Genomic DNA, 14,607 nt, shown 5'->3' on the forward strand with positions numbered 1-14,607 from the left:
TATTTGCTGCTTATACATTTATGAGTAATATAACACCTTATTACTTAATAGCGGTTATAATTATAAATATACTAGTTTTTTTCTGTATAAAATTATCTTGTACTAAATTTGCAATATATGATAATTATGTATTGGTAAAAAATAACTATGGTGAATTCAATGAAATTCAAAGTCTATTACTTGAAAAAAAGGATAAGGAAAATACTTATGAGTTAAAACTTACAACTAAGTATGATTTACTTATTTGTTCCATAATAACAGAAGATCCAAAAAGTATACTTAAATCAATAAAAACAAACTTACCTAAAAACATAAAAATAAAAGAATTGGCAGCTAAATAGTTGCCAATTCTTTTATTAATTATTTATTAATTAGAGATTTAATTTATTAAAAATTGCATTTACCAAGTAATAGTTGTTTTATTCTTAGAATTCTTGCAAGGCAATTTAAACTCAAAGAATTTCAAATTCTTACCTCTTGGTGAAAATCTATCACAAACAATATGTAAAATATATCCCATAGAAAAGCCTAGCGCTAAATATATATTTCCTGTTAAATATACACTTCCACAAAACATTAATGTTCCAAGCCATTTATGAGTAAACATTCTATGTGGGGATAACTTTCCTAATACAGTTGTTATACAAAACATAACTGTTGCAAAACAATTGTGGATATTATTTTCTAAGAAATTCAATACATCACTTACACTTAATGCTATTCCCAACATATATCCTAATACTATTGCTATTATAGAAAATGTTAATACCTTATTAAAAACTTGTCTTGCTTTAGAATTATGTGAATCAATATCAGGCATATATGATCCAATAAATCCACCAATAATTAAAGGAGCTAAATATACAGCACTATCAAAAGTTTTGGTAATTAAAAATCCAATCCCCATAGTTGCCGTTGCAGTAGTTCCTACAATCATATGCTCTTTTCCTTTCATATACTTCCATCCTCTGTAATTTTATCACTTTATATTCTACTACATTTTTCAACAAAGTGAAAGTATGTTCTTTTTAAAACTCCGGGGTAAATCCAATATATGGATTAACCCCGGAGGTATCCCGAATTTTGGCGTTTATTGACAGACCTTACCTGGATTTAAGATATTCTTAGGATCAAAGGCAAGTTTTATTCCTTTCATAATTTCTATAGACTCTTTTGGTAATGATTCATTTAAAAATGGCTTTTTAGCAAATCCAATACCATGTTCCCCTGAAACTTGACCATTTAACTCTCTTGATTTCTTATATAATATTTCCATAACATTATTAAGTTTATTATTCCATTCTTCTGAATTTAATTCATCTCTTAATATATAAATATGAAGATTTCCATCCCCTGCATGTCCAAAACTCTTTATCCTTATATCTTGAGATTCTTCAACTTCATGTGTAAACTTAACAAATTCAGCAACTTTATTTCTAGGTACAACAACATCTACTTCATCCATTTCAGTAGTTAATGCTTTTATAGCCTCTAAAAATGCTCCTCTAGCACTCCAAATAGCTTCTTGTCTTTCTTCTGTATCTGAAATAAATACGTCTAAAGCTCCAGATTCTAAACAAATATTCGCTACTCCTTCATATGCTCTTTCTATTTCCTCTTTAGAATTTCCATCAAAGGTTAATAATAAGTATGCATCTGATGAATTATCAGGAAATGGTTTCTTTAAAAACTCTTCAGCTGCAACTATAGCTGCTCTTTGCATAAATTCTATTGCTGTTGGAATAGATTTTGATTTAATTATCTTTGGTACAGTTTCAATTGCATTATCTAAAGTATCAAAAGGAATCAAAAGACTAATTGCCTTTTTAGGTAATGGTAATAATCTTAATACAGCCTTTGTAACAATTCCTAAAGTTCCTTCAGAACCCACTATCAAATCCTTTAATGCATATCCAGAACTATTCTTTACTACTTTTCCACCAATATTAATAATTTCACCATTAGGTAGTACAACTTCAAGTCCTCTTACATAATCTCTAGTAACTCCATATTTTACTGCTCTCATTCCCCCTGCATTAGTACTAATATTTCCACCTATAGTGGCAGTTTTTTCTCCAGGGTCTGGTGGATAAAATAAATCAAATTCTTCTACATACTTTCCTATTTCCATAAGAAGCACACCTGGCTCAACAGTTAATGTTAAGTTTTCTTCATCTAACTCTAAAATCTTATTCATCTTACTTAAATCTATAACAATTCCAGCTTTAATAGGAACTGCTGCTCCTACAAGACCTGTACCTGAACCTCTTGGAGTTACTGGAATGTTATTGTTATAAGCATATTTCATTACCTTTGAAACCTCTTCAGCACTTAAAGCTTGTACCACCACATTAGGCATAACTCTAACAGAGCCAAGCTCATCTCTACTATAATCTTCACTTATATTTTCCCCATATAAAACTCTATCATTGTCACCAATTAAATCTAATATATTTTTATAATCTTCTACTGAAAATTCCTTATATTCCATCATAAATTCCTCCCATTTTTATATTTGCCCTAGAACCAACTAAAATTAAACTAAACACCTTTTATAGCAAATTCCTCTATTGCTCCTGAAACATTATTTTTAAGTTTTTCAATTAACATTGGTACAACTTCATAAATATCACCAACTATTCCATAATGAGCAACCTTAAAAATTGGTGCTTTTTCATCAGTATTTATAGCAAATATATAATCAGAATTATTCATTCCAGCAGTAAATTGAACTGCTCCAGATACTCCACATGTAATAATAAGCTTTGGCCTAACAGTTCTACCACTTAATCCAACTTGCCTTTTTGCATCAACCCATCCAGCTTCAATTAATGGTCTTGTACAAGCAACTTGACCTCCTAAAAGCTCACTTAATTCCTTTATCATTTCTAAATCTTTTTCGCTCTTTACCCCTCTTCCTGCAACAACTAAAACATCAGCTTCACTTATTTCTTTTTCCTTAGATTTTTTAGCTACTTCTAATACATTAATATTAGATTTTAATTTTTCCTTTTTTATAGATAACTTAATTATTTCACCTGCTTCATTCTCACTTCTTTCTGGTGCTGACATAACTTTATACCTAACAGTTGCAAGTTGTGGTCTAGAGTTTGGAGTAACAATTTGAGCCATAATATTTCCACCAAAAGCTGGTCTTATCTGAACTAAATCCGTATTTTCCTTTATATCTAAAATAGTACAATCTGCTGTAAGTCCAGTTCTAAACCTAGCTGCAACCCTTGGTGCTAATGACCTACCAACAGTTGTAGCTCCAACTAATAATACTGCTGGCTTAACATTCTTTATAAAATCCTCAATTACTGAAGTATATGGTTCAATTCTAAAATATTTTAATTCATTATCATCATATAAAAATACTTTATCAACTCCATAATGTAAAAGCTCACGAACATTATTTTCAATATTATCTCCCATTGCTATACAGTAAACTTCTTGATTAATCTTATCTGCTAGTTCCCTTGCCTTTCCTATAAGTTCAAGTGTTACAGGATGAATTTCTCCATCAACGTGGTCCACATAAACGGCAATTCCACTCCAAAGACTTTTATCTATCTCTATCTTTTCATCTTCAACAAATACAACTGCACCCTCTGGCCCTTTTCTAACACATAATTTACACATTTTACATCCACTATTTATATCTAGTTTATTGTCTTTAATTTCAAGTGCACCAAAAGGACATATCTTAACTAATTCTTCTTTATTTCCAACTTTATCTTGATTAATTACTAACCTTCCCATAAACTATACCCCCTTAAATAAACTTTAATTCCTTTAATGTATCCTCAAATTTTGTAACTAACTCTTCACTGCTACCTTTCCACATTTCCCTTTTATCATTAACCTTTGGAGGGAAAATTCTTTCCACTTGAGTTGGAGAACCATTTAACCCGTAATGGTTTTCATCTTGATCTTTAAAATCACATAAACTCTTAACATCTATTTCTCTGTCCTTGGTTGCTATTTTCTTTTTATAAGAAGGTAATCTAGGTTCGAAAATTCCTTTTTCTACAGTAATTAAAGCAGGTAATTTAATATCTACTATTTCCAATGTATTTGGCATATCCATCTCAACTACTATAGATTCATCTTTTACTTCTATAATTCTTCTAACATTTGCAACATGAGGAATATTTAAATACTCAGCCATTTCTGGACCAACTTGGGCAGTATCACCATCAGTAGTTTGCTTTCCACAAATTATTAAATCAAAATTCCCCATACTTTTAACACCTTGAGATAAGGTATAAGAAGTTGCTAAAACATCTGCTCCTGCAAATTTTCTATCAGATAACAATACACCATGATCCACTCCCATAGAATAAGCTTCCTTAATAATTTCTTTAGCTTGTGGTGGTCCCATTGTTAAAACATTTATTTTACCACCTTTATTTTCTGAAATTTTAAAAGCTGTTTCTAATGCATATAAATCATATGGATTCATTTTCGAATCAACACCATCTCTTTTCAAAACTCCAGTAACTGGATCAACCTCAACTTTAGATGTTCCTGGAACTTGCTTAATACAAACTAAAATATTCATACTTTCTCCTCCCCTAATATACATTAATTGAACTTAAATTATATTTTAAAAATTATATTGCTAGTTTATTTAGTAATAACTTAGTTTTAAAATTGGTATTACCAATTTTAAAACTATAAACCTCTATATATATTTCTTAAGTTATATTGATATTAAATTTTAGATAAATAAATTAATATCTAAAAAAATTTAGATACAATATTAAGACATATAGGTGCAATTACAACAGTTATAAGTCCTGCAATTCCAATAGATAATGAGCTCATAGCACCTTCTGTTTCTCCCATTTCTAAAGCCTTTGAAGTTCCTACAGCATGTGATGCGGTTCCTATACCAATTCCTCTAGCCACTGGATCAGTTATTCTAAAAACTTTACAGACTATAGGCGCAATAATCGCTCCTGTTATACCTGTAATAACAACTGCTAATACAGTTACTCCAGTTATTCCTCCAAGAGTATTTGAAATTTCTATTCCTATAGGAGTAGTTACTGATTTAGGTAATAAAGAAATAATTAATTCATTATTTAAATTAAATATTTTGGCTAGTATCATTACAGATAAAACACTTACTAAACATCCTATTGTTATACCAATAATAATAGGTATAAAATTTTTCTTAAGTAATGATAATTGCTTATAAAGCGGTACTGCTAATATTACTGTTGCTGGTCCTAAAAACATATTTATAAATTGACCACCTTGATTATATGTTTCAAAGTCAATATTAAATACTTTTAAAAATACTATTACTAAAATGATTCCTATTAAAAGTGGATTAAATATTGGCAATTTTGTTTTTTTATAAAGGATTTGTCCAATTTCATATGCAACTAATGATATGAAAATTCCAAAAAACATATTAGAAGTGAAAATATCCATACTATTCACCCCTTTCTAAAGAAACTGTAGATTCTTTACTTTTACTCTTTTTGATTGCTATAGCTTCTACTTTTTTAGATATTAACTGAACTGTTAATCCTGTACAAGACATTACAATAAAGGTAGTTATAACAACTATAAATAGTATTTGTGTAACATAATTACTTATTATTCCAAAATAATTCATTAGTCCCACACCCGCTGGAATAAATAGAAATGCTAAATTATCTAATATAGACTTTGCAGCATTCTCTATTTTTTCTAGTTTAATAATACCTGTAACCAAGAAAATGAAAAGAAATATCATCCCCATAATATTACCTGGTATAGGTAATGACAAACCTTTCGATACAACTTCCCCTAAGAAATAAACAAATAAAATTAAAATCCATTGTTTAAGTATATTCATTGACTCCTCCTTTTCCTAAAATTGGTATTACCAATTATCTATATTATAAATCTCAATTTTCTAATTGTAAATAATTGTTATTAAATTAACATAAATGTTTTCTTTTCTAAAAAGGAGCTATATAGATATAGTTGTTATGTACTGGACCAATGACTTCTAACTAAAAAAATATCCATTTGAACTGCTCCTGCTTACTTGACATGGGGTAGTTCAAATAGACATCCTTTACATCATACTAATTTACATATTATTAAAAAAATCCAATTTATTTAATTTTTCTTATTATATAATTCTATATTTAGTAATTTTCATAAGCTTGCTTTATTATTTCAAAATGCTTTTTCATTGAATATATAGCCTTTTCTTCATCTCTTTCTTGTAAAGACAATACTATTTCCTTATGACTATTTAAAAGAATTTCTCTATTATTCTCTTCACAAAGAATAATTTTTCTAGATTCCTTAATAAACTTGTCCATAAGTTGAGATATAACTTCAAGCATATTAACAATTAAAGGATTATCAGATGATTTAACAATTATATTATGAAATCTAATATCTAATAATAAGCTTTGTTCTTCATCATTTGTTTTATACATTTTATCAACTACATCATTTAATAATTTAATATCATCATCAGACATTCTCTTACTTGCTACTCTACAACATTCTATTTCAAGAGTTTCTCTTAATTCATGAATATCTTCTGGTGAGTATTCTTGTAACATAAACATTATAGACAAAGGCTCAAAAAGTGAATTTCCAAAACTATTTGCTATATAATTTCCAGATCCCCGCTTACTTTCAATTAACCCCATAATTTCTAGTACTCTAATTGCTTCTCTTATAGATGTTCTTGATACTTCTAGTTTTTCTGCCATTTCTCTCTCTGATGGTAATCTATCTCCATTTTTTAATTCACCACTTAATATTTTTTCTTTAATATCTTTTATTACTTTTGTATAAACCTTTGTATCTTTATTTTTTTCACTCATCTTACCCTCTATAACTACATTTAATATATTATCAAAGTTTTTATTATTATTTTCTCTATTATTGATAATAATAACAAATTTTACATAATATTTCTATATTGCTATTGTTAAAGAATTATAAATATTAAATACACACTCTTTTCAAATAACATAAAAAGGCCAGCCTAATAGCTGACCTAATAATATTAATGATGATGGTGTGAGCATCCATCATGATTACATGTATGATTACTATCAAACTCTTTCAATTCACCATTTTTTAAAGAGTTAATATTTTCTTCTATATTTCCTTCAATAGCTTGATAAACCTTTATTCCCATAGAGTTTAATTTAACTATAGCACCTTTACCAATACCACCAACTACAACAGCATCAACTACCTCACCTGATAATGCCTTAATAGGTTGACATTTTCCATGTTCATGTCCTAAGTCTCCATTTCCTATAGTCTTCACATCATTAGATTCTAAATCACAAATAACAAACTCTGGAGCACTACCAAAATGATTATAAGGTATACTACTCATACCTTCATTAGATTTAACTGGGAAACATACTTTCATTATAATTCCTCCTTAAATTTTCTCTTACAACAACATTTCATTGATTTACAGCTAAGTTTACACTTAGTTATATTTAAATCACTAATTTTAATATTACATTGCTTACTTATTAAATCTATATCTTTATGAATGAGAAGGTCCATAAACTTTTTAGCGTTTTCTAAAACCTCTTTATTTAATTCATACATAACGTAATATCCCTCTTTATATGCTATTACAAGATTTGCTTCCTTAAGAGTTTTTATATGTTGTGACACTGCTGCTTCAGAAATCTCTAAATGCTTAGCAATCCCTTTTGCACATACATTTTTACTAGATAATAAAATTAATATTTTTAACCTTGTTTCATCACCTATAGCTTTAAAAACTTTAACTTTTTCATTCATAAGTATACCTCAATCTAATTAAGTAATTGCTTAATTAAATTGTATTCCTCTTATTTAATTTTCTCAAATTTAATTTAAAGCAAATTTATCTGATAATTAGTTAAAAATCATCAAACTACTTATTTATCTCACAATTACTTCTAAATACAATAAATTACATCTATTTACAGTTTGTCCCAACACCTAGTAATAATCTTTCTTAAATTTCTACCGGAATTGCTTGTCTGTTTTTAAATCTATATATATTTTTAAATCCGATATTCTTTAATACCTCAATACTTTCTTTAATATCAGCTCCAACATCTTCAGCTTTATGAGCATCAGAACCTACAGTTATTATTTTTCCACCTAAATCATAATACATTTTTAATATATCAATTGATGGCATAGTTTCATTTACCATTCCTCTTAATGTAGATGTATTAACTTCAATACCTTTACCTGAATTGATTATATTTTTAAGTACTTCTTCTATCTTTTCTCTATATTCATTAAAATCATAGTTCCCATGAGTATTAAACGCATATCTCTTCATTAAATCTAAATGAGCTACAATATAAATATAAGGTGAAGTACAAACCTTATTTACTTCCTCAAAATATCTACTATAACTTTCTTCTTTAGAATGTGAACTCATATATGTTGCAAGTCCAATATTATAATCAAAATTATGTACTGATCCTAAAATAAAATCAAAAGGTATATTTTCAAGTATTAATTTTAATTCCTCTTCATTTTCATGTGGCTCACAAATTTCAATTCCAGCTCTGATTGTAAGCTTATCTTTAAAAATTTCCTTACACTCTTTTATTTCATCACTATACTTCTTTAAATTTAAAAAACCATAGCTTTTTATTCCTTCTTTAACAGAAAAATGTTCAGTAAAACAAATTTCATTTATACCTTTTTCAATTGCAGCTTCACAAACTGCTGATACTGTTTCCTTACTATCAAAAGAATTATTTGAATGGATATGATAATCAATTAAATACATATTACTCTCCTTATTTGCTACAAATTTTACTCCATGGATAGTATAACATAAATTTTAATTTTATCTTAATAACATATTAAGATACTAATATTTCTTATTTTCTAGTTTTATCTTCATAATAATACTAACTAATAACTCTATATTCATATAATATTAGAGATAAAGTTTATTTTAAAGGAGTAAGCAATGAAAAAATATCTATTAACTATTTTTACTTTGCTATCATTAACTTTCTTTCTTTTTAGCTGTACAAATGTAAATGATAAAACAATAACTGAAGAAAATAATTCTAATATTTCTAGTAGTGAATCATCAAAGTCAGATAATGAAGAATATGTTGAAGAGGAAATTGATAAAAATAATTCCGAAGATAATATTGTTAATAAGAATTGTAGAATTTTTTATTATCATTGTTCTGATAATTGCTATTATTATAAAGATACTGTAATTGCAGTAAAAGATAATGCATTAGTTTCTTCACTTACAGAAGAGTTAAAAAAAGAAGTAAAATCTGGAATTTCCATATTACCAGAAAGTCTTTATGTTAAAAGTGCAAAATTAGATAGAAGTAATGATCTATTAACTGTAGACTTATCTGCTGATTATTATAATAGTATAAAAAATCTTGGAAGTGGTCCTGAAGGTGGAATTTTAGATAGTTTAATGTATACTTATTGTTATAATTATGATGTTAATAATTTTATTCTCTTAATAGATGGCAAACCTTATACCGGAAATCATATAATCCTTGAAGATGGAGAATCTTTTTCTGTTAATTATGATAATATTAAAGATTATCTAAAACCTTTAGAATAATACAAATAAAAAAGCTGGTACATCCCTTTCTAAACAAAATACTTCCTGATCTTTTATATTTCATTTATGTACCAGCTTTAATAATTATTTAATTGTAAAGTTAAGTTAAAATATTATGTCTTATCTCTATAAAAGTTCAGTTTGTGATTGAATATTTTTAAGTTTAATATAAAACTCTTTAAACCTTTTTGCTGAAAAAATCTCTAATCCATCTAAATCATCTTCAAAAATATACCCTATCTCACTTAAACTGTACTCAACAGTTCTATTATTCTTTAATGTAAAAACTATAGTATCCCCACACTCATTAAAATTTACATTAACTAATTGATTTTCTTCTTCTGTTCTTTTGATTAGTTCCTTAATTGTTTCTACTGCTTCTTCTGCTAATTCAAGTAGCTTGTCCTGTGTACTCATAACCATCCCCCTAAAAAATATGACTCTAAGTTCTTACAAGTTAATTATACAAGATATATTTAAATCAGCTTGTCGAATCTTGTTCTTAATTTATTGGTAATATCCACCTTCATATCCAATGAACTATAAATTATCCATTTATAAAGGTTTATTTTTATAATAAATCTTAATAGAGCTATTAAAACAGCTTAAAGTATAATATTACCTTCTATTTTTCATATAATTCAAGTGGTAATTTATCTGGATCTTCGAAAAAAGTAAATTTTCTTAATGTAAACTCATCTATTCTTATAGGCTCACATTTTATTCCATTTTTTTCTAAATACCTTACAGTTTCTTCAATATCATCAACTTCCAAAGCAAGATGTCTAAGTCCCCTTGCTTCAGGATAACTTACTCTCTCAGGCGCATTTTTAAATGAAAATAATTCTATTTGACTATCACCAATCTCCAAATCTAATTTGTAAGATTCTCTTTCTTCTCTATATACTTCTCTAATAATCTTAAGACCTAATATTTCAGTATAAAACTTTTTTGATACTTCATAATTTGAACAAATTACTGCTACGTGATGTATTTTATTTATCTTCATAATTTTTTCTCCATAAAACTCATAAAATTATTTATCAATATTTTTTAAATTAAACTCTCTAACTACTATTTCAGCTACTTTTTCTGCAACTAATCCTGTAAAATGGATACACTGTTCCTTATGCTCACCTTGTGACATATCAAATTCTTTTGTTAATATACGACAACATAAAGCATTCTTACCATTGGCTACCTTAAAATAATCATGTAGTTCTTTTGCTACTTCCAAATTCTTTTCAACCTTAGGATCATTTTGCACTGTTCGTCCAAAAAATAGCCCTAATGCCATTACCCCTCCTGAAACTGCTCCACATAAACATTTTGATCTACCTATTCCAACTGGAAATCCAGATGCCATTGCAATAACAATTTCAGGTATATCTAATTCAAAATTGCTTCTAATACTACTCATTACTGCTTCAGAACAGAAAAATCCCCCTCTAAATAAATCCTCAGCATCCTTTTTTACCTTATTAATACTAATCTCCGTTTTCATTTGCATTTTTAACGCCTCCCAAAGTAAATATATAAATAAATACTTTTATAAACTATAACTTGATTCAATGTCCCTAATTGGTATTTTACGGAATAATACTATTTATTTCAATAAAAAAATAAGACGCTAAATATCTTGTCCTATCTAACATCTTATTTAATACCCTTTTATACCATAATTGATTTACCCTAAATACCATAAATAAACTATAAGGAACCTTCCCCATCAGCCCCTATAAGCTTACAATTTAAATTCTCTTAATACCCTAATGTATCTTCATATTCCTTAAGTATAGCATCTTCTTTAGATGATTTTACTTCATCTTTTTTCTCTTTTACTTCCTCATTCATTTCTACAACTTTTGATTCATCAACCATATTAAATCCTCCCGCTTTATATTTTGTATACGTTTTCTTGTTATGTATTTATTATATCATATTATTTATATTTTTCCATATATTTTTCTATAATTTTCTGATTTTTTTCTACTTTTACTAAAAACATTGCTTCACCACTAATATTTTTTTATTTACCTCTAGTTTATATGTATTCTTATCAAAACTAGAGGTAATTTACCTATGGAGTTAATATTGGTAATGTTTCATCTTCTAATATACAATATCTTATATTGTTGTTTGTTAAATTACATATATTATTTTCAAGGATAAAATTAAAAACTATCCTAACCCTTATGTTATTAATTACAAAAATCTGTCCATTTTCCCTAGTTCCTAGCATATTAAAAATATTTAATGCTATATTTTGATGTTGTTGCCCAATAACAATTGTAATAACTTCTGGACATGTACAATCCTTTCTACACTCCAAATATTCCTTGTGCAATGCCCATATTATATCATTTCTATCTAAAATACTCCTTATTAGAGATATAACCTCAAATGTTCTACTTCTTTCTTTCTCAAAAATATAAGCTTTCATTTCTCCTTCTATACTTCCAATAGAGTTATTTACTATACCATTAATAACATTATAAAGATTACTAAAATACCTCTTTCTAAACTCTACAAAACTACTTTTAATTAAAAATTCACAATCACTATCATTATTTTTTAATATCTTCTTATAAACTCTCTTTTCAGCCTTATAATACTTCTTCCTTATTTCAGCAACCTTTTTCCTGCATAAGATTTCTTTTAAATTACTCACTTCCTGAATATCTGATGACATATACTTCCTCCAAATATATCACTCTTATTATAATTCTACATATGAATACCTCTTTTTATTCTAAGAAATACACCTCCGGGGTTAATCCAATATTTGGATTGACCCCGGAGGTTCATACATTATATGGAAATTCTATTTATTTGATTCTTTCTTCTTGAAAAATATAAATGAACCTACAGCTACAAGTGCTAATGCTATTCCACATATAACTGTTGTACCAACTACAGCTCCAGTCTTAGGTAATGTGTCCTTTCCTGAAACAGTACTTTGATTTGTATTACCTGGTTTTGAGTTCTCTGGATTTGAATTCACAGAACCATTATTATTTTCATTTTTATTTTCATTTTTATCATCTGATTCACCAGTGCCTGGCTTTTGATTATTTTCTTCTTCGCCTGGATTTTCTCCATCTGGATTTTCTCCATCTGTATTTTCATCCCCTGGATTTTGGTTTTCATCCCCTTTTCCATCCTCTTCTTCAGACTGTTGGTTTCCAACTCCAGTTATAGTAGATCCATCCTTTAATAAAGTGTACTCAACTATTTGACCATCATAGAATTCAAAAGACAACTTAATTTCTCCATCATTTATAGAAGAATCATTAAAGAAATTATTATAAATTTCTATTGTACCATTTTCATAATCAGCCATAAATGCACTACTGTATTGTAAATATCTCCACCAGCTAGAGTTAGGTCCAACTACATTCCCCTCTTTATCGAAAGCAGTAGCACGTCTTAATTTTGCTCCATTAAATTTAGTTGGAATACTAAATCCTTCTGTAGTTCCTTCAGCATTTGATAATATTGGTTGTGTATATTTTTCTAAATATTGATGCCAATCAGCACCTGCAGAAAATTTCATTACTAAATCAGCAATATTTCCATACTCATTTTCTGCTAAAGAATTAAATTTATTGTTTACAAAGTCTTTTGAAAGAATAACTTTAGATTCTTCCTTATTGTAAGTATAATCAACACCTTCAGTTAACCCTTCAATTCCTTCAAAATCATTACCATTTAAAGTTAACTCTATTTCTAAATTTTCATCTACTTTATCTGATAAGTAAATTGTATTTAATCCTGTAGAATAAGATGATCTTTCTCCATTTATACCAGCTTCTAAAGCATTTCCAACTAAAGGCTTTTTCCAAGAATAATCTTCTGTATCTAATCTATCAATTCCTGATCCATTATCCCAGAACATTATACTTATATCATTTTCATCTGCTAAATAATTAATATAATCATAATACTTTAATTCTTCACCTAATTGATTACATTCATTACCGGCATCATAACCTAATAATCCCCATTCACCAACTACAACACCAATTCCATTTTCTATGAAAGTATTATAAACTGTATCAAACATTTCATCTGCTGCTTTTCTTGCTGTATACTCATTACTCCAATCAAAAAGAGGTTCATCAAATCCTGTTCTACCAAGGTTTGCACTAAATACCCATTCACTATAATAATGTACTGTAGCAATAATATTTTCATCATTTAAGCTAGTAATTAAATTCTTTAGTGGTTCACTATTTTTTGATTCATGATTTGTATCCATTGTAGGCATTACTATCATTCTTGTATCATTTCTTCCACCTGAATTACGAATAATCTCATATGCAGCTAAATTAAGCATATCTAATCTATCTTGCTTTGAAATATCACCATCAGCATTAAATCTAGGTTCATTTATAGTTTCAAAGCATACCTTTTCATCAATATCCTTAAATTCATCAGCAAGCTGTTCCCATAAATCCACATATATCTTATACTCTACTGCTTCTTTGTCACCATTCCAATCAGCAAGCCATATCCAAGAATCATGGTGAAGGTTAATCATTACATAAAGACCTTCCTCTACTGCCCAGTTAACAACTTCTTTATATCTATCTAACCATTCTTGATTTATTACATATTTCCCATCTACCTCTGAATATCTTCTATAAGCTGTAAATGGAATTCTTATACTATCATATCCCTTTTCTTTAATTTCTTTTATAAGCTCTCTAGTTACAGCTGGATTACCCCAAGCTTCCTCACCTTTATCTTCACTATTTAAGTCTAAGTCAACCCCATCAAAGGTATTTCCCAAATTCCAGCCTTTCCCCATAGCCTCAACATATTTTTGAGATTCAGTTTTACTGCTCTCTTCTGCAAATGTAGTATCTTCTCCTATAAATGCTAATGAAGTAGCTACAGATAGTGTTAACATACTAGCCATCAATTTCTTTAAAATTTTTCCTCTTTTCATAATATTCTCCCCCTTTGATTTGTTAATAAAAATTCTCAATTAACTA

The 14,607-nt window shown here is 28.0% G+C and carries 17 protein-coding genes; 2 read left to right on the forward strand and 15 right to left on the reverse strand.

The window, feature by feature from the left end:
* Window positions 1-341, forward strand: a 341-nt coding sequence (locus EJJ37_RS20095) for a hypothetical protein (protein ID WP_166484677.1), incomplete at its 5' end; no start/stop codon positions are given.
* Between the two features lie 59 nt (window positions 342-400).
* On the opposite strand, the gene EJJ37_RS06490 is transcribed toward EJJ37_RS20095, so the two are convergent.
* The 10 genes from EJJ37_RS06490 to EJJ37_RS06535 all read right to left on the reverse strand — a co-directional run bounded on the left by EJJ37_RS06490 (window position 401) and on the right by EJJ37_RS06535 (window position 8,791).
* Window positions 401-955 (reverse strand): metal-dependent hydrolase, encoded by a 555-nt coding sequence (locus tag EJJ37_RS06490; protein WP_133014788.1) that lies wholly within the window; start codon window positions 953-955, stop codon window positions 401-403.
* Between the two features lie 135 nt (window positions 956-1,090).
* On the reverse strand, window positions 1,091-2,491 hold the full coding sequence (locus EJJ37_RS06495) for an FAD-binding oxidoreductase (protein WP_133014878.1): 1,401 nt from the start codon (window positions 2,489-2,491) through the stop codon (window positions 1,091-1,093).
* Window positions 2,492-2,541: 50 nt separating this feature from the next.
* Window positions 2,542-3,762, reverse strand: coding sequence for an electron transfer flavoprotein subunit alpha (locus tag EJJ37_RS06500; RefSeq protein ID WP_133014789.1), 1,221 nt, complete (start codon window positions 3,760-3,762; stop codon window positions 2,542-2,544).
* A gap of 13 nt (window positions 3,763-3,775) precedes the next feature.
* Window positions 3,776-4,564: an electron transfer flavoprotein subunit beta/FixA family protein gene (locus EJJ37_RS06505; protein ID WP_133014790.1), complete on the reverse strand. Its 789-nt coding sequence runs from the start codon at window positions 4,562-4,564 to the stop codon at window positions 3,776-3,778.
* Between the two features lie 179 nt (window positions 4,565-4,743).
* Window positions 4,744-5,445, reverse strand: a complete 702-nt coding sequence (locus EJJ37_RS06510) for an LrgB family protein (protein WP_133014791.1) — start codon at window positions 5,443-5,445, stop codon at window positions 4,744-4,746.
* Window position 5,446: 1 nt separating this feature from the next.
* Window positions 5,447-5,854, reverse strand: coding sequence for a CidA/LrgA family protein (locus EJJ37_RS06515; RefSeq protein ID WP_133014792.1), 408 nt, complete (start codon window positions 5,852-5,854; stop codon window positions 5,447-5,449).
* 298 nt (window positions 5,855-6,152) lie between these two features.
* Window positions 6,153-6,848: a FadR/GntR family transcriptional regulator gene (locus EJJ37_RS06520; protein WP_133014793.1), complete on the reverse strand. Its 696-nt coding sequence runs from the start codon at window positions 6,846-6,848 to the stop codon at window positions 6,153-6,155.
* Between the two features lie 185 nt (window positions 6,849-7,033).
* Window positions 7,034-7,411, reverse strand: coding sequence for a NifB/NifX family molybdenum-iron cluster-binding protein (locus EJJ37_RS06525; protein ID WP_133014794.1), 378 nt, complete (start codon window positions 7,409-7,411; stop codon window positions 7,034-7,036).
* The gene (locus EJJ37_RS06530; protein WP_133014795.1) at window positions 7,411-7,797 is read right to left on the reverse strand and encodes an ArsR/SmtB family transcription factor; all 387 of its coding nucleotides are present in this window, start codon (window positions 7,795-7,797) and stop codon (window positions 7,411-7,413) included. Before EJJ37_RS06530 ends, EJJ37_RS06525 begins: the two co-directional genes overlap by 1 nt.
* A 199-nt stretch (window positions 7,798-7,996) precedes the next feature.
* Window positions 7,997-8,791: a histidinol-phosphatase HisJ family protein gene (locus EJJ37_RS06535; protein ID WP_133014796.1), complete on the reverse strand. Its 795-nt coding sequence runs from the start codon at window positions 8,789-8,791 to the stop codon at window positions 7,997-7,999.
* Between the two features lie 186 nt (window positions 8,792-8,977).
* Between EJJ37_RS06535 and EJJ37_RS06540 the strand changes: the two genes are divergently transcribed.
* The gene (locus tag EJJ37_RS06540; RefSeq protein WP_133014797.1) at window positions 8,978-9,607 is read left to right on the forward strand and encodes a GerMN domain-containing protein; all 630 of its coding nucleotides are present in this window, start codon (window positions 8,978-8,980) and stop codon (window positions 9,605-9,607) included.
* 126 nt (window positions 9,608-9,733) lie between these two features.
* Here the strand turns inward: EJJ37_RS06540 and EJJ37_RS06545 are convergent, their stop codons facing one another.
* The 5 genes from EJJ37_RS06545 to EJJ37_RS06565 form a co-directional block, all read right to left on the reverse strand.
* Window positions 9,734-10,024 carry a hypothetical protein gene (locus EJJ37_RS06545; RefSeq protein WP_133014798.1) on the reverse strand — a complete coding sequence of 97 codons (291 nt, stop codon included), beginning with the start codon at window positions 10,022-10,024 and terminating at the stop codon, window positions 9,734-9,736.
* 208 nt (window positions 10,025-10,232) lie between these two features.
* Complete coding sequence (gene gloA2 / locus EJJ37_RS06550) at window positions 10,233-10,616, reverse strand: SMU1112c/YaeR family gloxylase I-like metalloprotein (RefSeq protein WP_133014799.1); 384 nt, start codon at window positions 10,614-10,616, stop codon at window positions 10,233-10,235.
* Between the two features lie 27 nt (window positions 10,617-10,643).
* Window positions 10,644-11,117: a C-GCAxxG-C-C family protein gene (locus EJJ37_RS06555; RefSeq protein ID WP_133014800.1), complete on the reverse strand. Its 474-nt coding sequence runs from the start codon at window positions 11,115-11,117 to the stop codon at window positions 10,644-10,646.
* Window positions 11,118-11,687: 570 nt separating this feature from the next.
* Complete coding sequence (locus tag EJJ37_RS06560; RefSeq protein ID WP_133014801.1) at window positions 11,688-12,299, reverse strand: hypothetical protein; 612 nt, start codon at window positions 12,297-12,299, stop codon at window positions 11,688-11,690.
* Between the two features lie 132 nt (window positions 12,300-12,431).
* A complete protein-coding gene (locus EJJ37_RS06565; protein ID WP_133014802.1) occupies window positions 12,432-14,561 on the reverse strand; it encodes a cellulase family glycosylhydrolase in 2,130 nt (709 codons plus the stop codon).
* Between the last annotated feature and the right edge of the window lie 46 nt (window positions 14,562-14,607).

It is taken from the genome of Clostridium cuniculi, assembly GCF_004353185.1.
GTDB classification, from domain to species: domain Bacteria; phylum Bacillota; class Clostridia; order Clostridiales; family Clostridiaceae; genus Clostridium; species Clostridium cuniculi.